At 69.0% G+C, this 22,072-nt stretch carries 20 protein-coding genes; 2 read left to right on the top strand and 18 right to left on the bottom strand.

Annotated elements, in window-relative coordinates:
• Positions 1-20: 20 nt before the first annotated feature.
• From KU887_RS08995 to KU887_RS08975, 5 genes are all read right to left on the bottom strand, one after another.
• Positions 21-914 carry a LysR family transcriptional regulator gene (locus KU887_RS08995; protein WP_006483569.1) on the bottom strand — a complete coding sequence of 298 codons (894 nt, stop codon included), beginning with the start codon at positions 912-914 and terminating at the stop codon, positions 21-23.
• Positions 915-1,009: 95 nt separating this feature from the next.
• Positions 1,010-1,837, bottom strand: a complete 828-nt coding sequence (locus tag KU887_RS08990; RefSeq protein ID WP_006497256.1) for an alpha/beta hydrolase — start codon at positions 1,835-1,837, stop codon at positions 1,010-1,012.
• A gap of 203 nt (positions 1,838-2,040) precedes the next feature.
• Complete coding sequence (locus KU887_RS08985) at positions 2,041-2,424, bottom strand: VOC family protein (protein WP_006497257.1); 384 nt, start codon at positions 2,422-2,424, stop codon at positions 2,041-2,043.
• Between the two features lie 34 nt (positions 2,425-2,458).
• Entirely contained in the window at positions 2,459-3,421 is a 963-nt protein-coding gene (locus tag KU887_RS08980) for a hydroxymethylglutaryl-CoA lyase (RefSeq protein WP_258250016.1), read from the bottom strand.
• Positions 3,422-3,442: 21 nt separating this feature from the next.
• Complete coding sequence (locus KU887_RS08975) at positions 3,443-4,633, bottom strand: CaiB/BaiF CoA-transferase family protein (protein WP_258250015.1); 1,191 nt, start codon at positions 4,631-4,633, stop codon at positions 3,443-3,445.
• A gap of 258 nt (positions 4,634-4,891) precedes the next feature.
• Here KU887_RS08975 and KU887_RS08970 point away from each other — a divergent pair, with 258 nt between their 5' ends.
• Complete coding sequence (locus KU887_RS08970) at positions 4,892-5,857, top strand: D-2-hydroxyacid dehydrogenase (RefSeq protein ID WP_258250014.1); 966 nt, start codon at positions 4,892-4,894, stop codon at positions 5,855-5,857.
• A gap of 61 nt (positions 5,858-5,918) precedes the next feature.
• Here the strand turns inward: KU887_RS08970 and KU887_RS08965 are convergent.
• The 13 genes from KU887_RS08965 to KU887_RS08905 form a co-directional block, all read right to left on the bottom strand.
• A protein-coding gene (locus KU887_RS08965; RefSeq protein WP_154641507.1) for an IS3-like element ISBcen10 family transposase occupies positions 5,919-7,282 on the bottom strand; the annotation gives its coding sequence in 2 pieces (ribosomal slippage) (positions 5,919-6,820 and positions 6,820-7,282; 1,365 coding nt in all).
• 226 nt (positions 7,283-7,508) lie between these two features.
• Positions 7,509-7,721 (bottom strand): hypothetical protein, encoded by a 213-nt coding sequence (locus tag KU887_RS08960; RefSeq protein WP_124633074.1) that lies wholly within the window; start codon positions 7,719-7,721, stop codon positions 7,509-7,511.
• 217 nt (positions 7,722-7,938) lie between these two features.
• Positions 7,939-8,382: a hypothetical protein gene (locus KU887_RS08955; RefSeq protein WP_006483570.1), complete on the bottom strand. Its 444-nt coding sequence runs from the start codon at positions 8,380-8,382 to the stop codon at positions 7,939-7,941.
• Between the two features lie 121 nt (positions 8,383-8,503).
• Positions 8,504-9,427, bottom strand: a complete 924-nt coding sequence (locus KU887_RS08950; protein ID WP_058901471.1) for an ABC transporter permease — start codon at positions 9,425-9,427, stop codon at positions 8,504-8,506.
• Entirely contained in the window at positions 9,427-10,308 is an 882-nt protein-coding gene (locus tag KU887_RS08945; protein ID WP_006483578.1) for an ABC transporter permease, read from the bottom strand. Before KU887_RS08945 ends, KU887_RS08950 begins: the two co-directional genes overlap by 1 nt.
• Positions 10,309-10,357: 49 nt before the next feature.
• Positions 10,358-11,437, bottom strand: a complete 1,080-nt coding sequence (locus tag KU887_RS08940; protein ID WP_062884521.1) for an ABC transporter ATP-binding protein — start codon at positions 11,435-11,437, stop codon at positions 10,358-10,360.
• A 49-nt stretch (positions 11,438-11,486) separates the two neighbouring features.
• The gene (locus KU887_RS08935) at positions 11,487-12,653 is read right to left on the bottom strand and encodes an ABC transporter substrate-binding protein (protein ID WP_006483573.1); all 1,167 of its coding nucleotides are present in this window, start codon (positions 12,651-12,653) and stop codon (positions 11,487-11,489) included.
• A gap of 310 nt (positions 12,654-12,963) precedes the next feature.
• A complete protein-coding gene (locus tag KU887_RS08930; RefSeq protein ID WP_258250013.1) occupies positions 12,964-13,539 on the bottom strand; it encodes an alpha/beta hydrolase in 576 nt (191 codons plus the stop codon).
• Positions 13,540-13,570: 31 nt separating this feature from the next.
• A complete protein-coding gene (locus tag KU887_RS08925; RefSeq protein WP_258250012.1) occupies positions 13,571-14,899 on the bottom strand; it encodes an MFS transporter in 1,329 nt (442 codons plus the stop codon).
• A 155-nt stretch (positions 14,900-15,054) separates the two neighbouring features.
• Positions 15,055-16,110 carry a 3-keto-5-aminohexanoate cleavage protein gene (locus KU887_RS08920; protein ID WP_258250011.1) on the bottom strand — a complete coding sequence of 352 codons (1,056 nt, stop codon included), beginning with the start codon at positions 16,108-16,110 and terminating at the stop codon, positions 15,055-15,057.
• 130 nt (positions 16,111-16,240) lie between these two features.
• Positions 16,241-17,089 (bottom strand): TauD/TfdA family dioxygenase, encoded by an 849-nt coding sequence (locus KU887_RS08915; protein WP_058901468.1) that lies wholly within the window; start codon positions 17,087-17,089, stop codon positions 16,241-16,243.
• Positions 17,090-17,099: 10 nt separating this feature from the next.
• Positions 17,100-18,080 (bottom strand): quinone oxidoreductase, encoded by a 981-nt coding sequence (locus KU887_RS08910; protein WP_058902268.1) that lies wholly within the window; start codon positions 18,078-18,080, stop codon positions 17,100-17,102.
• An 18-nt stretch (positions 18,081-18,098) separates the two neighbouring features.
• Positions 18,099-19,016 carry a universal stress protein gene (locus KU887_RS08905; RefSeq protein ID WP_258250010.1) on the bottom strand — a complete coding sequence of 306 codons (918 nt, stop codon included), beginning with the start codon at positions 19,014-19,016 and terminating at the stop codon, positions 18,099-18,101.
• A 241-nt stretch (positions 19,017-19,257) separates the two neighbouring features.
• On the opposite strand from KU887_RS08905, the gene KU887_RS08900 reads away from it, so the two are divergent.
• Positions 19,258-21,951, top strand: coding sequence for a LuxR C-terminal-related transcriptional regulator (locus KU887_RS08900; protein ID WP_258250009.1), 2,694 nt, complete (start codon positions 19,258-19,260; stop codon positions 21,949-21,951).
• Positions 21,952-22,072: the final 121 nt, after the last annotated feature.

Genomic DNA, 22,072 nt, shown 5'->3' with positions numbered 1-22,072 from the left:
TGCGTCGCCGTTTCATGCATTCACCGCGCCGACATGAAATCGAACAGCTTCGCGACGTCGGTCGTCAGCACGGTGCCGGCTTTCACGCCGACCCACAGCGTGCGCGTCGCCCACGCGTCGTCGAGCTTCACGACACCGAGCCGCGCCGCGCGTTCGCCGGTCACCGCATCGCGCGGCAACACGCCGATGCCGAGCCCCGCCTCGATCATCCGGCTCACGCCGTCGAAATTCGATACCTGGATCCGCAACTTCAGCGAGCGCTCGGCCGCGAACGCGGCGTCGGTCATGCGCGCGAGCAGCGAGCTGCCGTCGCTCAAGCCCACGTAGTCCTCGTCGAGCGTATCCGCGAAGCGGATGCCGTCGCGCGCGGCAAACCGGTGCGTGCGCGGCACGAGCAGCACGAGCTCGTCGCGCCGGTAGAGCCGCCGTTCGATGCCGGGCGCCGGCACGTTGTCCGCGAATACGCCGAGATCGGCCTTGCCCGACGCGAGCGCGTCGACGATCTCGTGGCTCAGCCGCTCCTCGAGGCTGACCTTGATGCCGGGGTTGTCGGTGAGGAACGCGGCGAGATCGGCGGGCAGGAACTGGACGATCGCGGACGTGTTGGTCCAGACGTGGATATGGCCGCGCACGCCGGCGACGTAGTCGCTCATCTCGTGCGCCATCCGGTTGACCTGCTCGATCACCTTCGCCGCATGATCGAGCAGTGCCCTGCCCGCGGGCGTCAGCTCGACGCCGCGCGCATGCCGGACGAACAGCGCGCTGCCGGTCACGCTTTCGAGTTCGGCGATGCGCTTGCTGACCGCGGACAGCGTGAGCTGGCCGTGTTCGGCCGCCTTCGTCAGGCTGCCGTGCTCGGCGACGAGCGCGAACACGCGCAGCGACTGCAGATCGAAATGAAGCGGGTTCACCATGTCGTGGAATCCTGGAAGGCCGTGCGCGGGACGCCGTCATCGCGCCGGCCTGACGCCGATCATACGCCCGGCCGTGCGCGTGCGATACGGCGCGGCTAACGCGGCGCGATGGCGTGCAATGCGGCGAGCATCGCGCCGTCGGGTGTCGCGAGATCGTCGAGCACCGCGAAGTGCTGCATGCCGGGCAGCCACGTGCGGGCGATCCGCTCGCCGGCGGCTTCGCACGCCGTCGCGTATTCGTCTGCCTGCCGGACGAGTTCGGGCAGTTCGGCCTCGCCGACCGCCACGACGGTCGGGGCGCCGGGCCCGATGTGATGCAGCGGACTGTATGCGTCGACTTCGTGCGCGGTGAGTTGCAGCTTGTCGTTCAGGCAGCACAGTGCGATCGGTTCGAGATCGACGAGCGGGCTGATCGCAAGCGCCGACGCCACGGCCGGGTGCGCGCGATGCATCGCCGTCAGATGGCCGCCCGCCGAATGGCCGCTCAGATGGATCGGTCGCCCCGCGATGCCGAGGCCGTCGCGGTCGGCCGCGAGATGGTCGAGCAGCGCGCCGATCTCGCCGACGATATCGGTCATCGTCGCGACCGGCGCGAGCGTGTATTCGGCGAGCACGACGTCGTAGCCGCGCGCGAGCGGCCCGCTCGCCGCATACGCGAAATCCTCTTTCGTGCAGTGCTGCCAGTAGCCGCCGTGGATGAACACGAACAGCGGCGCGTCGGGCTGCCCGCACGGCAGCCAGTCGAAACGCTGCGCGGGTTGCGCGCCGTAACGCAGGTCGCGGCGGCCGGGCGTCGCTGCGTACAGCGCCGCACTGCGCGCCTGGCATGACGCGAGCAATGCGGGGAAATCGGGAACGGCCTTCGTGTTCAGGTACGCGGCGTCGAGCGCCGCGCGGTCCATACCGCGATAGAGGATCGTCATTCGGGAAGCGCCTGGATCGGGTTGCGGAAGCGCGCGGCACGGTCGTCCCGAGCGCGCGGCGAAGGCGGCGGCCTAGCCGACGCCGTTGCACCATTATCCGCAGCGCGGCCGCGCGCGGCTATCCGGAATCGGCGGGCGCGGCGCGTGCCTGTCCGCTTTCGGCGAACGAATATGGCGGCGTGCGCGCAACCGCATCCGACGGGTCAGATCGGCTCGGAGATTTCGATCAGGTTCAGGTCGGGATCGCGCACGTAGATCGAACGGATCTTCTGCGTCGCGCCCGTGCGTTCGACGGGCCCTTCGACGATCGGCCAGTCGACGCGCCGCAGGTGCGCGATCACGTCGTCGAGCGGCACCGACGCGATGAAGCACAGATCGAGCGCGCCGGGCACCGGCACATGCGCTTTCGGCTCGAACTCCGCGCCGCGCACGTGCAGGTTGATCTTCTGGTTGCCGAACCGGAACGCGAGCCGGCCCGCGCCGAAGGTTTCGAGCTGCATCTGCAGCACCTCGGTGTAGAAATGCCGGGTCCGTTCCGGATCGACGCAGGTCAGCACGAGATGATCGAGGTGGTCAATCAGCGCCATGGAATTCGCTCCTGTTCCTGTGGTGGTTCACGATTCACGAGAAAGCGCGTTGCGCGGGCATGTCGCCGGCGTCGGCGCACGGCGGCGGATGAAGGTCCGAGCGGCGGCCGGCCTTCAGGATCTGGCTCGGCACGTCGTGCCCGATCAGCGCGGGCAGCCGTGCCGACGCGGCGAGCACGGCCGCGAGGTCGATGCCCGTATCGTAGCCGTCGAGCTCGAGCATGTGCACCAGTTCCTCGGTGCACGCGTTGCCGGTCGCACCCGGCGCGTACGGGCAGCCGCCGAGCCCGCCGAGCGACGCGTCGAAGCGGTCGATGCCGGCGTCGAGCGCCGCCAGCGTGTTCGCGAGCGCCATCCCGCGCGTGTTGTGGAAGTGCAGCGTGAGCTGCAGCGCGCGGAAGCGCTCGCGTGCGCGGCGGGACAAATCGCGCACCTGCGACGGGAACGCCATGCCGGTCGTGTCGCACAGCGTGAAGCCGTGCACGCCGAGCTCCGCGAAGCGCTGCATCCACGCGAGCACCGTTTCGGCCGGCACGTCGCCTTCCATCGGGCAGCCCATCGCGGTCGACAGCGACACGTTGATCGCGACACCCGTGCCGCGCACGGCGTCGATCACGTCGCGCAATTGCGCGAACGACTGCTCGCGCGTCATCCGCAGGTTCGCGCGGTTGTGGCTCTCGCTCATCGACATCACGAGGTTCACCTCGTCGACACCGCACGACAGCGCGCGCTCGGCGCCGCGCACGTTCGGCACGAGCACCGTATAGACGACGCCCGGTGCGCGCGCGATGCCATGCATCACGGCTTCCGCGTCGCGCAGCGCGGGAATCGCCTTCTGCGACGTGAACGACGTGACCTCGATCTTCGCGTAGCCGCATGCGCTCAGCGCGTCGACGAGCGCGATCTTGTCGTCGGTGTCGACGAATGCCGCTTCGTTCTGGAAACCGTCGCGGGTCGCGACTTCGTGGAGATGGAGTCGGTGCGGATGCAGGTTCATGTCTTCGTTCCGGTGGCCGTTTCAGATCACGCCGCGCGTGCGCCAGTCGTCGCGCGTCGCCGCGTCGATGCCGAGCGATTCGAGTACCGCGTCGGTATCCGCGCCGAGCGCGGGCGCCGGCCGCTCGATGCGTCCGGGCGTCGCGTCGAGTTTCGGCACGATGCCCGGCACCAGCACCGGCGTGCCGTCGGGCAGCGCGGCGTCGACGATCATGTCGCGCGCACGGTAGTGCGGATCGGCCGCGATGTCGGCCACGTCGTAGATGCGTCCGGACGGAATGCGCGCGTCGCTCAGCGCGGCGAGCACGTCGTCGAGGTCGTGGCGGGCGCTCCACTCGCCGATCGCCGCATCGATGCGCGCCACCTGCGCGACGCGTCCGTCGTTGTGCGCGAGCGCCGGATCGTGGCCGAGATCGGGGCGGCCGATCAGCTCCATCAGGCGCCGGAAGATGCTGTCGCCGTTGCCGGCGATCAGCGCGTACTTGCCATCGCGGCAACGGTACGCGTTGGTCGGCGCGATGCCCGGCAGGCTGCTGCCGGCCGGCTCGCGCACCGCGCCGAACGCCGCATATTCGGGCAGCAGGCTTTCCATCAGGTTGAACACCGATTCGTACAGCGCGACGTCGACGACCTGCCCCTTGCCGCCCTGCTGCTCGCGATGGCGCAACGCGAGCAGCACGCCGATCACGCCGTGCAGTGCCGACAGCGAATCGCCGAGCGAGATGCCGACGCGCACCGGCGTGCGGCCCGGTTCGCCGGTCAGGTGGCGCAGCCCGCCCATCGCCTCGGCGATCACGCCGAAGCCGGGGCGGTCGCGATACGGGCCCGTCTGCCCGAAGCCCGACACGCGCAGCATCACGAGCCCCGGGTTGATCGCGGACAGCGCGTCCCAGCCGAGCCCCCAGCCTTCGAGCGTGCCGGGCCGGAAGTTTTCGATCAGCACGTCGGTGTCGGCGACGAGGCGGCGCACGACGTCCTGCCCTTCGGGCGTGCGCAGGTCGAGCGTGAGCGAGGTTTTGTTGCGCGACTGCGCGGCCCACCAGACCGACGTGCCGTCGTGCAGCAGCCGCCATTTGCGCAGCGGATCGCCGACGCCGGGCGGCTCGACCTTGATGACGTCCGCGCCGAATTCGGCGAGCATCCGGCCCGCGAACGGCCCGGCGATCAGTTGGCCAAGCTCCAGCACGCGGATGCCGTCCAGGGGGCGTGTCATGACTGTCTCCGATGAAATCGTGTTGTCGATGACGGCGATCATGACCGCGTTCGCGCCCGGCGAAAATCGATCGATGGTCAACCCGCCTTTCCGAAACGGAAAGGTGCGCGTTGGCGCGAGCACGGCGGCGGCCATGTGCGAGGCGTCAGCCTTTCCTGGCGGGAAAGCGCGCTCGCGCAACGGTCAAACGACGGCGCGCGCGCCGCCGGCACAATCGGTGCCGTTCCGCGCCACCGGCGCCTGCCAGCGAGACCCGCCATGTTTTCCGTTTCCTCTCCCGCGAAGATCGTGTTCCTCGACCGCGCGACGCTGTCGCCGCAGACGGTGCTGAAGCCGTTTCCGTTTCCGCACGCACGGCAGACGTTCGACCGGACGGCCGCGCACGAAGTCGCGGCGCGCATCCGCGACGCGGACATCGTCGTGACCAACAAGGTACGGCTCGACGCGACGGCCCTCGCCGGCGCGCGGCAGTTGCGGATGATCGCGATCGCGGCGACCGGCACCGACATCGTCGATCTCGATACGTGTGCGTCGCGCGGGATCGTCGTGAGCCATATTCGCGGCTATGCGGTGCGCACGGTGCCCGAGCACACGTTCGCGCTGATCTTCGCGCTGCGCCGCAGCCTCGTCGCTTACCGCGACGCGGTGCGCGCCGGGCGCTGGCTCGACAGCGGACAGTTCTGCTTCTTCGATCATCCGATTCGCGACCTGGCCGGGTCGACGCTCGGGATCGTCGGCGACGGCGTACTCGGGCGAGCGGTGGCCGCCATCGCGCGTGCGCTCGACATGCGGGTGCTGTTCGCGGCGCACGGCGACGCAGCGGGTGACGGTCACGTACCGCTCGACACGCTGCTGCGCGACAGCGACGTGATCACGCTGCACTGCCCGCTCACGCCCGCGACGCGGCACCTGATCGACGCGCACGCATTCGCGCGGATGGCGCGCCGGCCGCTGCTGATCAATACCGCGCGCGGCGGGCTCGTGGACGAAAGCGCGCTCGTCGATGCATTGCAGTCGGGGCAGATCGCGGGCGCGGGGTTCGACGTCGTCACGCAGGAGCCGCTGCAGGCCGCGCATCCGTTTCACGCGATCCTGTCGCATCCGGCGTTCATCCTGACGCCGCACGTCGCGTGGGCGAGCGACGAGGCGATGCAGGCGCTGGCCGATCAGCTGGTCGACAACGTCGCCGCGTTCGTCGACGGCGAGCCGCGGCACGTCGTGTGACACGTACAAACGGAACGGCCCCGCTCGATGAACTGACCCCACGAAGTTGGACGGTTAAAAGCTAAGCGGCCAAGGGCTGAGTCCTGTATTGCACGGGACTCAGCCCATTTAATTTCAGCTTGATGCGTTCGTGGTTGTAGTAGTGGATGTAACGGCTCAACGCATCTCGCAACTGCTCCACGCTCGCAAAGCGCGTCAGCCGATAGCACTCGGATTTCAGCGTGCCGAAGAAGCTCTCCATGGCTGCGTTATCAAGGCAGTTGCCTCTGCGCGACATGCTCTGGGTGAGCGCATGCTGCTTCAACAGCCGACGGTAGGCGGGCATCTGATACTGCCAGCCTTGATCCGAATGCAGTAACGGCCGTCCTTCATCATCGAGCTTGGCCAACGCCTTCTTCAACATGCAGCTGACCAACTCGAAGCTCGGGCGCTCATCCATTTGGTAAGCGACGATCTCCCCGTTGTACAAGTCCATCACCGGCGATAGATAGAGCTTTTGGCCCTCTACATTGAATTCGGTCACGTCGGTCACCCACTTCTGATTCGGGCGTTCAGCATCAAACTGACGCCGCAGTAGATTCGGGGCAACGCGGCCGACTTCGCCTCGCCAGGAACGATATCTCTTCGGGCGCACCAGAGATTTCAACTGCAGCTGTCCCATCAACCGTTGCACGGTCTTGTGGTTGATCGCATCTCCGGTCTGCCGGATCGCCGCCGTGATTCGCCGATAGCCGTAACGGCCCTTGTGGTGGTCGTATACAGTCTGGATCTTCGCTTTGAGATCCGCATACCGATCGCCGGCAGCCAATGCCTTGAGCTGGTAATAGAACGTGCTGCGCGCCAGGCCTGCCGCCTTCAGGAGCGCAGCTACCGGATGACACTGCCTGAGCTCACGCACTATTTGCGCTTTTTCCTGGGCGCTGCCTGCTTCTTGGATTGCAGCAGCGCATCGAGCTTTTTTAGGTATGCCACCTCCGCGCGCAAATACACGATTTCCTTGAGCAGTTCCTCGCGGCTCGGCTCTTTCTGCACGGTATCGTCGAGGGATTTCGGTGGTGGTGAGGTGGTCATTTTCGGGGGGCGCCCTCGGCGACGAGGCGCCAACGCATCTATACCGCCCTCATGATACAGACGCTCCCAGATCGGGATGCTTCGTTCATTGCGGATGCCGAATAGCGCTGCCACCTGCGCATACGACAGCTCATCGCGCCGCATCCGCTGAAGGACTGACAACTTGAATCGCGCGTCGTAGTGGCTGTGCTTCTTGCGCAGCCCCTGTTCACCATGCTCGCGATAGCTCGCCACCCAACGTCGCACCATCGTCCTGCCCACTCCGTAACGGTGAGCAAGTGTCTTGGTGCCGGCCTCTCCAGCCAGGTACGCCTGAACCACTCGACGCCGAAAACGTTCGTCGTACTTCGTCATGAAAAACACCCCAAAGGTTGGATCTAGTCCAACTTTTGGGGTGCAGTTCACGATTGCTCGAAGCGGGGCCGACAGGATGCAGGGGTGCTCACGCCAGCGACCCGGCACGTAACGGGTTCGTGCATTCGCGCTGTCTTGCTGCGGGTTTCCGAATACGTGACCAGACGACTTCAGGGTATTCAGACCGGCAGTGATGTCGCGCAGGTCCGAAAAGCGGAAAGCAGGCTCAGTAAGCGGACATCTCGACGCAAGGATCGACCTTGGACGGCGAGCAGATGACCGAGTACTTCGCGCTCTCGCGCATCAGCGCTTCGCCTTCGTGCAGCGCGATCTTGATCTCGGGGTGACGCTCGTACGCAAGGAAGGCCGAGCACACGACGGCGGACATCACGACGAGGGAAAACACAAATTTTTCAAGGGTTTGTAAACGTTCAGGCATGATGTGGACCTTTCTCTCAGCCCGTAATTATACCTTGAGATAAGGGTTTTCCCTATAACCCTGCCCGCATACCGAGGATGCGTTCAAACGAGATGGAACCGAAGATTGCGCCCTTTTTTCAGGACATGCGGCCGGGGCGGCCGGCAAGGCCGAGGCGGGCTGCTCGAGGACGAGAAAGCGGCTTGCCGCCGATGCGTTACCGGCCCGCTGCGTCACGTCACTCCGACGCCGACGCCGACGCACCGCTCGCCGCGTTGCCGGGCCACGCCTTGCCGATATGGTCGATCAGCGACTTCGCGGTACCCGTCACGAGCGCCGCGTCGACGCCCGACGTCTGCCACGAACCGTCGGCCGCCTTCACGAAGGTCAGGTTCGCGCGCGACGGCGAGTAATCGGCGTTGCGCCACGTGACCACGACGTCGCACGAATACGTGCGATCGCCGAGCTTCTTGCAGTCGCCGTCGGGTTTCGCCGACACGACGTCGGCCGATACGGGCAGCGGCTGGCCGAACAGCGCGTTCAGGCCGCCGTGGTTTTCCGCTTCGAGCGCGCGGCGCACGGCGGCGTCGACGTCGCTCGATCCGGGGCCGTCGTGAAGCAGGTTGCAGGCGGCCAGCAGCGTCGAGGCGCCGGCGAGTGTCAGCAGCGTATGAAACTTCATGGATATCCGTCGATCGGGTGAACGCCGCGTAGTCTGCAACGTCCCCGGGTCGTGCGCGGTATCCATTTGTAACCAATTGCACGCTGTCCGGCGGCCCGGCGCGATCGTGCGACGTCCTCGCCTACTGCCGCTCCTGCTTCACGCGGCTCACGAGTTGCGTCGGACTGACGAACTGCAGCGCGATCACGACCCATACGAGCGTGATGGCCATGTAGATCATCGCCATCGCGTCGATCGACTGCGGCGCGCGCACGCCGGTCGAGAACACCGCGTAATACAGCGCGACGACGAGCGTCTGCGTGCTCGGGCCCGCGGTGAAGAACGTCAGCTCGAACATCCCGATCGTGCGCACCAGCACGAGCAGCCCGGCCGCGAGCATGCCGGGCACCAGCAGCGGCAGCAGCACGTAGCGGAAATAGCGCCACGTGTTCGCGCCGAAGATGCGCGCGGCGGCTTCGAGGTTCGGATCGATCTGCTCGATGAACGGCGTCATCACGAGGATCACGAACGGCAGCGCCGGCACCAGGTTCGCGAGGATCACGCCCGGCAGCGTGCCCGCGAGTCCGATCTTGTACATCACGGTCGCCATCGGAATCCCGTACGTGACGGGCGGCACCATCAGCGGCAGCAGGAACACCAGCAGCGCGAAGCGCTTGCCGCGGAACTGCACGCGCGCGAGCGCATACGCGGCCGGCACGCCGAGCGCGATCGACAGCAGCACAACCGCGCCGACGACCTCGACGGTCACCCACAGCACGCTCGCGAGCTGGAAGTCTTCCCACGCCTTCGCATACCAGCGCAGCGTGAAGCCCTGCGGCAACGGCGTGCCGAACCAGCGCGTCGCGACCGAGTTCACCGCGACGGTCGCGATCAGCAGCATCACGTTCAGCAGGAAGAACGCCATCAGCCCCCAGACGAGCGCCTTCCATGCGCGGCCGGCAAGGTGGTTGCTCATCCGCTGCGGTTTTCCGGTGTCGACGGGCCGCGCGTCCGGCGCATCGTGTTTCGGCGGCCACGTGCGAGCGGCATGATTGTCGGTCGCCATCAGCCCTTGCCTCCCGTCACCGCGCCCGTATAGAAGAAGCGGCGCGCGCCGAGCATCGACGCGACCACCAGCAACTGCACGAAACCCATCACGATCGCGATCGCCGACGCGAGCGAATAGTCGTAGCTTTCGAACGCGGCTTCGGCGGCCGCGATCGAGATCACGCGGGTCGGCCCGGCCGGCGCGCCGAGCAGCACGGCCGACGGAAACACCGAGAACGCCTGCACGAACGACAGGCACGCGGCCATCGTGAGCCCCGGCACGAGCAGCGGCAGGTAGATCTGCCGGAACTGCTGCCACGGGTTCGCGCCGAGCGTCGCGGCCGCGCGCGCGAGCGTCGGGTCGATGCCGCTGATGTACGACAGCATCAGCAGGAACGCGAACGGAAAACCCGACACGATCAGCGACAGCAGCACGCCCCAGTAGTTGTGCGTGAGGCGCACTTCGTCGGTGTACAGGTGCAGCCCCTGCAGCGCCTGCGGGAACCAGCCGTTCGGCCCGAAATACGTGAGCATCCCGTCCGCGACGAGCACCGTGCCGAGCGTGACGGGAATCACGAGCAGCGTCGTGACGAATTTCTGGTACGGCGAATTGCGGCGCAGCGCGAACGCGACGGGCACCGCGATGCCGACGTTGAGCAGCGTCGCCGGCACCGCGAGCTTCAGCGTGACGAGCACGGTCGGCCACATCGCGGTGTCGGTGAAGAACTGCACGTAGTTCGCGAGCGCGCCGCCGCCGTTCGTCGCGTTCGTCGGCTGGAACGACAGCACGAGGCCGTACGCGAACGGATAGATGAACAGCGCGGCGATGAACGCGAGCGCCGGCGTGACGAGCCAGGCTTTCGCGTCGCGCGGCGCGCCGCCGGTCGCGAGCGTGCTCATGCGGCCTCCGGGCGCGACGTCGCCGCGCATGCCGGTTGGCGCAATCCGGTCATCGGACGTCTCCCGCATAAACCAGCGTGCGCGCCGGCGCGACGCGCAGCCGCAGCGGTTCACCTTCCGTGAACTCGCCGGCCATACGGGCCCAGACCGCACCGAACGGCGTGATCGCGCGGATCAGCGAGTCGCGGCCGCCGTATTCGACCGTCTCGACGGTCGCGTCGAACGCGTTGTCGGCACCGGCTTCCGCGCGCTCGATGTCGTCCGGACGCAGCGCGACCACGACCTCCTTCGCGTCGAAGCCGGCCATCGGCACACCGGTGAGGCGCACGCCGCCCGACGTGACGTTCACGTAATCGCCAGCCATTCCTGCGAGCGTAAACGGCAGCACGTTGCGATAGCCCATGAAGCGCGCGACATGCAGGTTGTGCGGGCGCGTGTAGACGTCCTTCGGCGACGCGACCTGCTGCACGACGCCCTCCTTCATCACGACGATGCGGTCGGCCATCGACAGCGCCTCGTCCTGGTCGTGCGTCACGTAGATCGTCGCGCGTTCGAGCTGCGTGTGGATGCGGCGGATCTCCGCGCGCATCTCGATGCGCAGTTTCGTGTCGAGGTTCGACAGCGGCTCGTCCATCAGCACGAGCGGCGGCTCGATCACGATCGCACGCGCGATCGCGACACGCTGCTGCTGCCCGCCCGACAATTGCCCGGGCAGCTTGCCCTCGTGGCCGACGAGTTGCACGAGTTCGAGCGCCTGCTGCGCGCGCCGCCGCGTTTCCTGTTTCGGCACGCCGCGCATCTTGAGGCCGAAGCCGACGTTGTCGAGCACCGACATGTGCGGAAACAACGCGTAGTTCTGGAACACCATCCCGAAACCACGCCGCTCGGGCGGCAGCACGTCGATGCGCACGTCGTCGAGCCAGATGCCGCCGCGCGTGAGCGGCTGCAGCCCGGCGATGCAGTTCAGCGCGGTCGATTTGCCGCAGCCCGACGGGCCGAGCAGCGCGATGAACTCGCCGCGCCGGATCTCGAGGTCGAGCCCGTTCAGCGCGGCGACCTGCGCGCCTTCCGTATTGGTGAAACTGCGGCATACACCGTCGAGCCGCAATCGTTCGAAACTGTGCTTCATTGCGCGAACTCCATCGACGCGGGCGCCGCGGCGCCCGCCGGTTCAGGCGTCATTTCGATTTTTGCGACCCGATCTCGCGATCCCATTTCTGGAACGCGGCGACCATCGCCTGCGCGTTGAGCGGCTGCACGTGCGGACGGTCGGCGAGCAGCTTCGCGTATTCGGGGCGGCCGAATTTCCTGATCACTTCCTGGCTGTGGGCGGGCGCCATTTCGAGCGTCACGCCCTTCACCGCCGGGCCCGGATAGAAGTAGCCGTCGTCGTAGGTCATCGCCTGCTGCGCCGGTTCGAGCAGGAAGTTCATCAGCTTGAACAGCACGTCCAGTTTTTCCTTCGGCACCCCCTTCGGGATCACCATGTAGTGCGCGTCGTTCACCCACGTCATGTTGTCGAACGCCTGGATCTTGAATTCGGCCGGCACGATGCCGAGCGCGCGCGGGTTGAGGTCCCAGCCGGTGACGGTCACGGTCATGTCGCGCGTGCCTTCGCCGAGCTCCTTCATCACCGCCGACGTGCCGCCCGGGTAATACGGCACGCAGTCGTTCAACTGTTTCAGGAACGCCCAGGTCTTGTCCCAGCCGTTGATCGGATCCTGCGGATTCTTGTCGCCGAGCACGTACGGCAGCCCCATCAGGAACGTGCGGCCGGGGCCCGAATTCGCCGGGCGCGCATAGATCAGCTTGTTCGGGTGCGCCTTGCACCACGCGAGCAACTGGTCGGGCGTCTTCGGCGGGTCGCTGACCTTCGCCGGGTTGTATTCGAGCAGCGGGCCGGCCGGCATGTAGGTGACTTCGAGGCCGTAGCCCTGCGCGAGATCCTGCATCTTGCGCGGGCCCGGCGCGTACTTGTCGAGCACGCCGGGGAGCGCCCCCGCGTTGTCGGGCAGGAGCTTTTGCCACAGGTTCTGCTCGATGCCGGCGGCCAGCGCGTCGGTGCCCGTCAGCACGAGGTCGATGTCGGAGCGCCCCGCCGCCTGCATCGCCTTGATCTTGCCGGGCAACTGCGGCGCGGGCGCATTCGTGAACGTGACGTTCGACACGAGGGTCGGGTTCTTCTCCTTGAACGCCTCGATGGCCTTCTGCGTGAGCTGCAGGTTGCCGGCCACGTCGACGATGTTCAGCGATACGGGGGCCGCCACGGCCGCTGCGGCCGACAGCGTGAAGCCCAGGGCGAGTGCGATCCGGCGGACACGGCGAGCGATCGGGGTGGTGTTCATGTCTCCTCACTTCGGTCGGTGGATGGGACCTTTCTTGTCAGGAAATCATGACGGCGTTATACGATGTCGGTCAACAAAAAACCACGGATTGCGGGGCGGGACTTTCCCTGACAAAAACCTTCCGTTTGTTAAGGAATTGTGTGGCGACCGGCTTGCCGGGGATCGTGGGGTCGCGTGGTGCGGCGTGTTAAGACGTCGTATCTCAGCGCATGGCGAAACGATATCGCGTCGGGTCGCATGGCGCCCAGGGCGGCCCCCGGCAGGCGCGCGCCGCCCCGGTCGGGCCGGCGCACGGCGGATGGATCTTCCGTCAGGCCGCGCCAAGCGTCGCCACTTCCCCGATCCACCGCTCCGCATCGTGCCACTCGCCGTAGCCGGATGCCGGGTTCAGGTGCCCGACCTCGCCGAGATCGACGAGCCGGCTGCCCCACCCGGCCGCCAGCGTCTCGACGCGTTCGAAGCGCGCGAGCGGATCGTTGCGGCTCGCGGCGACGATGCTCGGAAACGGCAGCGGCCCGGTCGGCACCGGGGTCCAGCCGTGCGCGGCGAGCGCGCCGGGCGTCGGATAGCCTGCGGGCATCGGCGTATCGAGATCGGCCGGCGCCGCGAGCAGCGCCCCGCGAATCGCGCGAGTGGCCTGCCGGGCCCAGTGCACGACGATCATCACGCCAGCGCTGTGTGCGACCAGCATCACCGGCCCGTCGATCGCGGCCAGCGCCGCATCGAGTGCCGCGACACGCGCGGCGCGGCTCAGCTTGTCGGCGTCGAGCGGCGCGACGGAGCGTGCGTTCGGCAGACGTCGTTCGAGATGCGTCTGCCAATGGTCTTCGACGTGATCGCGCAAGCCGGGCACGATCAGGATGGTGGGAGCGGTCGCCAGGGTCATGCAGCCTCCAGGAAGCGTTCAGGAAGAAGGTTCAGGACAGTCGTGTCGCGCGCCGTTCGCGTTCGACGCGCGCGAGATCGGCCGCATAGCTCGCGCGTCCGATCGCGAACAGCACGGCCGCCGCGAGCGGCACGGCCGGAATCCATTGCAGTGCGCCGACGAGCCCGGCGCGATCGGCCGCCCATCCCGTCAGCAGCGGACCCGGCGCCATGCCGAGCAGGTTGTTCGCGAGCGTGAGCGTCGCGAACGCCGACGCGTGGATCGCGGCCGGCGTGAGGTTCGCGACCATCGCGCCCGATGCGCCGGACGCGCCCGCGCCGACCAGCATGCCCGCGCAGATCAGCGCGAGCTGCAGCGGCCCGGGCGGCAACCGGAACGCGACCGCGAGACACACGCCGGTGAGCACGCAATACGCGATCGCGGTCAGCCATTTGCGCGAGCCGTCGGCCCGGCCGACGCGGTCGGTGACGATGCCGCAGCCGACCATCCCGACGCCCGCGAGCAGCACGAAGCCGGCCGCAAGCACGGCCGCGCGGTCGGGCGCCATCGCGTAATAGCGGTTCAGGTAGCTCGGCAGCCACGCGAACAGCGCGCCCGGCACGAACAGGTGCAGCCCGCTGCCGAGATACGCGCAGATCACCGAGCGCGACGCGAACAGTCCCGACATCAGCGCCCGCACGCTGCCGCTCAGATCGCGCGGTGCGTCGGCCTCGCGCCGGCACGGTTCGACGCGGTACGCGGCGAGCCGCCGCTCGGTCACGACGCAGCGGTACGCGACGAGCAGCACGATGCCGAGCGCGGCCATCACGCCGAACGACCAGCGCCAGCCGAGATGCGCGCCGACCAGCCCGCCGAGCGCCATCCCGAACACGGAACCGAATGCGCCGCCGGCCATGAACGCGCCGGTGAGCGTCGCGCGCAGCCGGGCTGGAAAGATGCTGAGGATCAGCGCGACGCCGACGCTGCCGTACGCGGCTTCGCCGAGCCCGACGAGGCCGCGCGCGACCAGCATTTCCGCGTAATTGGTCGACAGCGCGCAGCCGAGCGTCGCGACGCTCCACAACGCGGCCATCAGCACGATGCTGCGCACGCGCCCGAAACGGTCGGCGAGCACCGACAGCGGAAACGTCAGCAGCCCGACCAGCAGCGCGACGACGCCGGACAGCGAACCGAGTTGCGTGTCCGACAGCGCCCATGCGTGCTTGAGCAGCGGAAACACCGCGTTGAGCACCTGCCGCGACATGTAGTCCGACAGCAGCAGCCCGACGGTCAGCCCGAACACGAGCCACGCATACGCAGGCGCGCGCCGCTCGGTGGCCGTCCGGTCCTGCAGCGACGGCTCGATGTGATGAATCAACATGCGTGTCTCCTCCGGCACCGGGGCGGCAATGCGCCGGCGCGGCTTGCGCGGCCCCGCTCCGTGTCCCGGAGCTAGCCCTCGCGCGTCGCGCGAGGATGGGTGCCGCGCCACCTCGATCGGCGGGCGGCGCTCGCGGCCGCCCGGGGCGCTGCGCGTCAGGCCGCGCGCAGCGGCACGCTCACCTGGCCCGGCCGGCGGTTCGGCGCCATCCCGAGCTGCGCGAGCGTTTGGTCGACGCCGTCGTACTGCACGCCGATCCGGTAGATCGCCTTCGCCTCCTTGCCGGTCGCGATCTCGCGGCCGAGTTCGCGGGCGATCCGCACGCACTGCTCGACCTGCTGCACCGACGTCATCCGCTTGCCCTTCTGGTCGATGATCGTGTCCTCGATCCCGCAGCGCGGATGCAGGCCGAGCGCCATCGCGACCGTGTTGATCGGCAGCACGTTCTTCATCAGCGATTCGAGCGTGATGCAGGCGCCGTCCGGGCAGCGCCGCACGAATTCCATGAAGTTGTACGGATTCGGGCCGTCGAAGCCGCCGCCGATGCCGACCCACGTGACGTTCAGCGGGCCGCGATAGACGCCGCGCCGGATGATCCGTTCGAGCGTTTCGAGCGCATGCATGCCGGTCAGCTGGAAATGCGGCTGGATGCCGGCCGCCTGCAGGCGGCGCAGGTGTTCGTCGACCCAGCCGGGGCCGGCGGGCACCGTCATCTCGCGATAGGCGTCCCACAGCGCGGCCTCGTTCAGCGACGTGCCGGCGATGTCCTTGCGGCTCATCAACTCGGTGATGTTCATCTGCACGGTGTTGATCGCGACCGTCACCTGGTCGGGCTTCGGCGTCAGCTCGGCGAGCATGTGGCGCGTGTCGTCGGACAGCCATTTCGCTTCGGCGCCGTCGCCTTCCGGCGCGAACGAGATCGAGCCGCCGACCTGCAGGATCATGTCCGGCACCGCTTCGCGCAGCCGGTCGAGCAGTTCGTTGAATTTCGACAGCCGCTTGCTGCCCTTGCCGTCGAGTTCGCGCACGTGCAGGTGCAGCACGGTCGCGCCTGCGTTGTAGCAGTCGACGGCCTTCTGCACGTGCTCGTCCATCGTCACCGGAATGTCTTCCGGAAAATCGGCGGGCATCCATTCGGGGCCGTACGGCGCGACCGTGATGACCACCTTGTCCTGGTTTTCCGGGTGCAGCGAATCGTCGAGAAATTGCATGTCGTCCTCCAGTGGGAATCGTTGTGGTTCGGGCGTACGAGGCCGTACCGGCGTGCGTACCCCGCCACGCCGGGCGGCGAGCCCGGCGCGTCGTGTCTCGGGTGGCGAATCGGTCGGCGCGCGGTGGCGCTCAGAACGGCACGTCGCCGACGATGCCCGCGCGCTCCATCCGGCGCACGCATGGCGGGTAGTCCATCACCGCGTAATGCTGCGTGCTGCGGTTGTCCCAGATCGCGACGCTGTTCTTCTTCCAGCGCCAGCGCACCTGGTATTCGGGGATATAAGCCTGGCTGATCAGGTACTGCAGCAACTGGCCGGCGCCGGGGTTCGCGTCCTGCCCGTAGCGCACGCGCGCCGGCGTGTGGAAGTTCGTGAAATGCGTGGCGAACGCATTCACGTACAGCACCTTCTCGCCGGTTTCCGGATGCGTGCGCACGACCGGATGCTCGGCGTCCGGATACTGCGCCTTCAGCGCGAGGCGCTTGTCGACCGGCATCGCCGCGCCGAAGCTCGCCTCGATGCTGTGACGCGCGCGCAAGTCGGCGATCTGCTGCTTCACGTGGTCCGGCAGGCGCTCGTACGCGAGCACCATGTTCGCCCACATCGTGTCGCCGCCAACCGGCGGACCCTCGATACAGCGCAGCACGCAGCCGAACGGCGGCGCCACGCGCCAGCTCGCATCGCTGTGCCACGCATTCTCGTAGCGGTCGTTCGGCTGGTCGGGCGACTTGTAGATCCGCACGAGCCCGGGGTGCTCGGGATCGCTGCCGGCGACCGGATGATCCTCGAGCTCGCCGAAGCGCCGCGCGAACGCGACGTGCTCGGCGCGCGTGATGTCCTGGTCGCGCAGGAACAGCACGCGATGCCGCAGCAACTGCGCGCGGATCTCGGCGAACAGGTCGTCGTCGTGCACGGCGTCGGCGAGGCTCACGTCCAGCAGTTCCGCACCGATCGCGCAGGTCAGGGGTTCGACTCGCATGCGCGCCTCCTCAGACGATGAACACCGACGAACCGGTCGTCTTGCGCGATTCGAGATCGCGGTGCGCGTGCGCGGCGTCCTGCAGCGCATAGCGCTGGTTGATCTCGATGCTGATGCGGCCGGCCGCGACGTGCGCGAACAGTTCGCCGGCCAGGTCGTTCTTCTCGGCCGGATCGGCGATGTAGTCGGCCAGCGCCGGGCGCGTCAGGTACAGCGAGCCCTTCATCGCGAGACGCTGCGGATCGAACGGCGGGATCGGGCCCGACGCGGTGCCGACGCACACCATCAGCCCGCGCCGCTTCAGCGAATCGAGCGAGCCTTCGAAGGTGTCCTTGCCGACGCTATCGAACACGACGTCGACACCGGCGCCGTCCGTCAGTTCGCGCACGCGCTTCGCGACGTCCTCGCGGCTGTAGTCGATCGTGTGGTCGCAGCCGTGCGCGCGGGCGATCGCGGCCTTGTGTTCGCTGGAGACGGTGCCGATCACGTTGAGCCCGAGCAGCTTCGCCCACTGCGACACGATCAGCCCGACGCCGCCGGCGGCCGCATGCAGCAGGATCGTGTCGCCCGGCGCGAACGCATGGATGCGGCGCAGCAGGTAGGCCGACGTGAGGCCGCGCATCGTCATCGCGGCAGCCGTTTCGCACGCGATGCCGGCCGGCAGCCGGACGAGCGGCGCGGCGGGGATCAACCGTTCGGTGCTGTACGCACCCAGCGTGTTCAGGAAGCCCGTGTAGGTCACACGGTCGCCGACGGCGACGTTCGTCACGCCGGGGCCGACGGCCTCGACCACGCCGGCCGCCTCGACGCCGATGCCGGCCGGCAGCGGCACCGGATACAGGCCGCTGCGGAAATACGTGTCGGCGAAGTTCAGGCCGACCGCCTCGTGCCGCAGGCGTACCTGGCCGGCGCCCGGATCGCCGACGTCGACCGCCTCCCAGCGCAGCACGTCGGGGCCGCCGGTTTCGTGGAATCGCACTGCATGTGCCATCTTGTTCTCCGTCAATCGTCAGTCCGATGCGCGTCGCGCATCGGCGGGTTCGTTCGTGTCCGGCGGCGTCGCGGGTGCGTTGTCCGCCGGGGGTTCGTCCAGTCCGGTCCAGTCGGCGTCGCCGAGGTAGCGCCGCGCGGCCGGGAAAATCACGCCTTCGATTCGCCCCATCTGCTCGAACGCGCCGTGCGCATAGCGGGCCAGCGCGGCGTCGAACGCGGCCGACGGCAGCCCGTCTTCGGCGAGCCGCGCGAGCGCGCCGAGGGCGTGCGTGTCGCGCTGGCGCTGACGGTCGAGTTCGTCCAGTTCGGCCGCGACGCACTCCGCACGAACGCGCAATGCCGCGAAGATCCGCGCTTCGGTGGCCGTGCCGAACCGGGCGTTCTGCAGCGCGGCGAGCGCAGCCAGCGCGCGCCGTGCGTCGGCCGCTTGCCGATGCGGCTCGTTCGTCGCGTCGCCAAGCGCCGCCAGCGCGTGCAGCAGCCCCCCGACCATGCGATGCGCATCGAGGCAGCGCGCGATCACGCGCGCCGCGGCGGGCGCCCGCCGCGACGGGCAGACGAGCACCGGCACGCCGCTCGTCGCGAGCAACTGCCGTCGCTGCGCGCGGGCCACCGCATCGGCGTCGGGCGGCAGCGCCGCGACGCCGATCAGGTCGCAGCCGAGTTTGCCGGCCAGCACGCCCGGCGACGCGTCGCCGGCCCCCGGATGGCCGGCCCCCGCGATCCCATGGGACAGGCCCTGCGCTCGCGCGGCGGCTTCCACTTTCGCACCGTGTCCGGGCAGCCGCGCTCCGGATAAACGCGAGTCCGGCGCGGCGGCGGGCAGCACGAACGTGACCCGCGCGCCGACCGCGCGCGCCAGTTCGAGCGCGTCGCCGATCGCGTCGATGCCGCCGGGCGCGTCGTCGACCGTCACGAGCAGATGGCGGTACATCGTGTCGCTCCGCTCAGCCGGCGTTCGGCGTGCTACGCGTCGCGCCGGTCGATACGATCTTCATGGGTGCCCTCCTCGTGGCGTTCGTCATGCATCGGAACCCATGCTATCGACGCCGCGCCGGGGCGGCCCCACTCGTCGCGGGGGGGATTGACGCACGAACGCGGTTCGACCGATCCTTGCCGCACGCCCACCCCGGACGCTGGCCCGCACGGCTCCGCCGGACTCCACTGCTGCCCCGATGGCCCACCCACCCGATCGCGCCGACGCGCCCCCCACCGAACTGGTCCTGAAGACGACCGCGCCGCGCGTGCCGGCGCAGTTGCTCGCGCGCGCACGGCTGAGCCTCGCCGCGCCGGCGTTCGACGGCCGCCCGGTCACGCTGGTGCAGGCGCCGGCCGGTTACGGCAAGACCTCGCTGCTCGCGCAATGGCGCCGCGAAACCGTCGCGCTCGGCCGCGCGGTCGTGTGGCTGTCGGCCGACGAGCGCGACGACGCGCCGCGGCTGCTGCAGGGGCTCGTGCAGGCGGTGCGGACCGGCTGCGCGCGGCCCGGTTTCGGGCGGCTGATCCCGGCCGGCGCGGCGCGTGCGCTCGACGGCCTGACCGCGTGGCTGGCCGAGGTCGCGCAACTGTCGATGGAGGCGTTGCTGATCGTCGACGACGCGGAGCGGCTGCCGCCCGCCGGCCTCGACGCGCTCACCTACGTGCTGCACAACGCGCCGCAGAACCTGCATGTCGTCGTCGCCGCGCGACGCGGGCTCGATCACGCGGCCGGCGACCTGCTCGCGGGCGGCCAATGCACGCTGGCGGGCGCCGACTGGCTGCGTTTCACGCTCGACGAGACGATCGCGCTGGTCGGCGCGCGCTTCGCGCAACGGGTGGATGCCGACGCGTGCGCGCGGCTGTTCGAGCGCGTCGACGGCTGGCCGCTCGGGCTGCAGCTCGCGATGGCCGCGATGGCGCGCTCGGCCGATCCGCGCCAGGCGGTCGACGCGCTCGCCCAACGGGTGGACGGCACGCGCGACCGGCTCGTCGAGCTGTTGCTCGCGAACCTGTCGGCCGACGACACCGCGTTCCTGACGCGCACGAGCGTCGCCGATCGGCTGCATCCGTCGTTGTGCGCCGCGTTGCTCGACGACGTGCACGCGCCCGAGCGCCTCGCGCGGCTCGCCCGCGACACGCCGCTGTTCACCGCGTCGGACGATTCGGACTGGTGCCGGCTGCACCCGCTCGTGCGCGACACGCTGCGCGATCGGTTGGCTGCGCGTCCCGACGCCGAGCGCAGCACGCTGCACGCCCGCGCGGCCGCCTGGCTCGACACGCACGGGATGACCGAGGAAGCCGCGCGCCACGCGTACGCGGCCGGCCAGTTCGAGACCGCGTACGCGCTCGCGCAGCGCTGCCTCGAGGATGCGATCAAGCAGGGCCGCATCAACGACGTGCTCGACTGGCTCGCGCTGCTGCCCGATACGGAGCTCGACAAGCGCCCGACGCTGCGGATCGCGGTCGCGTGGGCGCTGGCGCTCGGCGAGCGCCATGTCGAGGCGCAACGTCAGATCGCGGGCATCCTGGCCGACGACGGCACGCCGGCCGCGATGCGCTACGAATGCGCGCTGATCCTCAGTGCGGCCGCGTATTACGCCGACGAAATCGACCGCTTCGTCGCGCTGTTCGAGCCGTGGGCCGACTTCACGCCGCCGGCGGCGACGTGGCTCGCGCAAATGCACGCGAACCGGCTGTCGGCGCGCGCGATCATCGTCGGCGAACCGGCGCAGGCGCGCCGGTTCCAGCAGGCGGCGCCACGCGGCGAGACGGCGGCCGGGTTCGGCTACGTCGCGCGCTGGGGCGAGCTGATCACCGGCCTGAGCTACCTGCGCGAAGGCCAGATCCGGCTCGCGGACGACGTGCTGTCGCCGGCGCTGGCGCGCGCGGAAGCCGATCTCGGGCGGCGCCATCCGCTGACCTGCATGCTCGCGGCGATGTGCGCAGCGCTCGCGTACGAGGCCGATCGCGTCGACCAGGCCGCCGCGTTGCTCGCGAACCGGCTCGACGTGCTCGAACACGCGGGCACGCCCGACACCGTGCTGCTCGGCTATCGCACGGCCGCGCGCATCGCGTTGCTGCGCGGCGTCGAGCATCGCGCGATCGATTTGCTGGAGGCGCTCGACGCGATGGGCGTTGCCCGCCGGCTGCCGCGCCTGTCGGTCGCGAGCCTTGCCGAGCAGGTGCGCATTCACGCGGCGCGTTACCGCGAGGCAACCTGCCATGCGCTGGTCGAGCGGATCGACACGATCACCGCGGTTGAATTTCCGGCGCACGGGCCGCTGTGGCGGCGCCCCGTCGTGCTGCTGCAGGCGAGCGCGCATGCGTACGCGGCGCTCGCCGCGCGCCGCTGGGACGACGCCTGTGCGGTGCTCGACGAAGCCGCCGTGCTGGCCCGCGAAATGAGCATGGGCCGCGAGCGCATCGAGATCATGGCGCTCAGCGCGTTCGCGCTCGAACAGTCGGGGCGCGGCGGCCGTGCGCTGCTCGACGAGGCGATGAACCTCGCGGACATGTTCGGGCTCACGCGCACGCTCGCCGACGCGCATCCGGCCGTCGCCGACTGGGCGCGCCGCGCCGGCGACGAGGCGGCCGCCGGCGACGGCCCCGCGCGGCACGCGCTGCCGCAGCCGCGCATCGTGCCGCCGGCCCCGCGCGGCGCGGCGAGCCCGCGCGCGGTGCCGAGCGTCGTGCTGACGCCGAAGGAGCGCGCGATCCTCGAGCTGCTCGCGCGCAACCTGTCGAACAAGGAGATCGCGGTCGCGCTCGCCGTCGGCGAGGAAACCGTGAAATGGCACCTGAAGAACCTGTTCGGCAAGCTCGACGCCAGCTCGCGCAAGCATGCGGTGCGCCGCGCGCTGGTGCTCGGGCTGCTCGAAAGCGCGCCCTGATGCCGGCCTGAACCCGTCGCCCGCGGCTGCGCAGTCGCCTGTCCATCCCCTTTCGATTCTCCGCAACCCTGCCCCCCGCGCATGGGGGGGAGCGGCCGCCCGTCGTTGCGTAGTCTTTCCG

This window comes from Burkholderia sp. EMB26 (genome assembly GCF_024730645.1).
In the GTDB taxonomy this organism is placed as follows: domain Bacteria; phylum Pseudomonadota; class Gammaproteobacteria; order Burkholderiales; family Burkholderiaceae; genus Burkholderia; species Burkholderia cenocepacia.
Note: the sequence above shows the minus strand (reverse complement) of the source record. Positions and strands in the feature narration are given on the sequence as shown.

Bases quoted from the DNA above. Each gene is read 5' to 3' on its own strand.
- KU887_RS08995 (WP_006483569.1), bottom strand. From the start codon at position 914: ATGGTGAACCCGCTTCATTTCGATCTGCAGTCGCTGCGCGTGTTCGCG.
- KU887_RS08990 (WP_006497256.1), bottom strand. From the start codon at position 1,837: ATGACGATCCTCTATCGCGGTATGGACCGCGCGGCGCTCGACGCCGCG.
- KU887_RS08985 (WP_006497257.1), bottom strand. From the start codon at position 2,424: ATGGCGCTGATTGACCACCTCGATCATCTCGTGCTGACCTGCGTCGAT.
- KU887_RS08980 (WP_258250016.1), bottom strand. From the start codon at position 3,421: ATGAACCTGCATCCGCACCGACTCCATCTCCACGAAGTCGCGACCCGC.
- KU887_RS08975 (WP_258250015.1), bottom strand. From the start codon at position 4,633: ATGACACGCCCCCTGGACGGCATCCGCGTGCTGGAGCTTGGCCAACTG.
- KU887_RS08970 (WP_258250014.1), top strand. From the start codon at position 4,892: ATGTTTTCCGTTTCCTCTCCCGCGAAGATCGTGTTCCTCGACCGCGCG.
- KU887_RS08960 (WP_124633074.1), bottom strand. From the start codon at position 7,721: ATGCCTGAACGTTTACAAACCCTTGAAAAATTTGTGTTTTCCCTCGTC.
- KU887_RS08955 (WP_006483570.1), bottom strand. From the start codon at position 8,382: ATGAAGTTTCATACGCTGCTGACACTCGCCGGCGCCTCGACGCTGCTG.
- KU887_RS08950 (WP_058901471.1), bottom strand. From the start codon at position 9,427: ATGGCGACCGACAATCATGCCGCTCGCACGTGGCCGCCGAAACACGAT.
- KU887_RS08945 (WP_006483578.1), bottom strand. From the start codon at position 10,308: ATGAGCACGCTCGCGACCGGCGGCGCGCCGCGCGACGCGAAAGCCTGG.
- KU887_RS08940 (WP_062884521.1), bottom strand. From the start codon at position 11,437: ATGAAGCACAGTTTCGAACGATTGCGGCTCGACGGTGTATGCCGCAGT.
- KU887_RS08935 (WP_006483573.1), bottom strand. From the start codon at position 12,653: ATGAACACCACCCCGATCGCTCGCCGTGTCCGCCGGATCGCACTCGCC.
- KU887_RS08930 (WP_258250013.1), bottom strand. From the start codon at position 13,539: ATGACCCTGGCGACCGCTCCCACCATCCTGATCGTGCCCGGCTTGCGC.
- KU887_RS08925 (WP_258250012.1), bottom strand. From the start codon at position 14,899: ATGTTGATTCATCACATCGAGCCGTCGCTGCAGGACCGGACGGCCACC.
- KU887_RS08920 (WP_258250011.1), bottom strand. From the start codon at position 16,110: ATGCAATTTCTCGACGATTCGCTGCACCCGGAAAACCAGGACAAGGTG.
- KU887_RS08915 (WP_058901468.1), bottom strand. From the start codon at position 17,089: ATGCGAGTCGAACCCCTGACCTGCGCGATCGGTGCGGAACTGCTGGAC.
- KU887_RS08910 (WP_058902268.1), bottom strand. From the start codon at position 18,080: ATGGCACATGCAGTGCGATTCCACGAAACCGGCGGCCCCGACGTGCTG.
- KU887_RS08905 (WP_258250010.1), bottom strand. From the start codon at position 19,016: ATGTACCGCCATCTGCTCGTGACGGTCGACGACGCGCCCGGCGGCATC.
- KU887_RS08900 (WP_258250009.1), top strand. From the start codon at position 19,258: ATGGCCCACCCACCCGATCGCGCCGACGCGCCCCCCACCGAACTGGTC.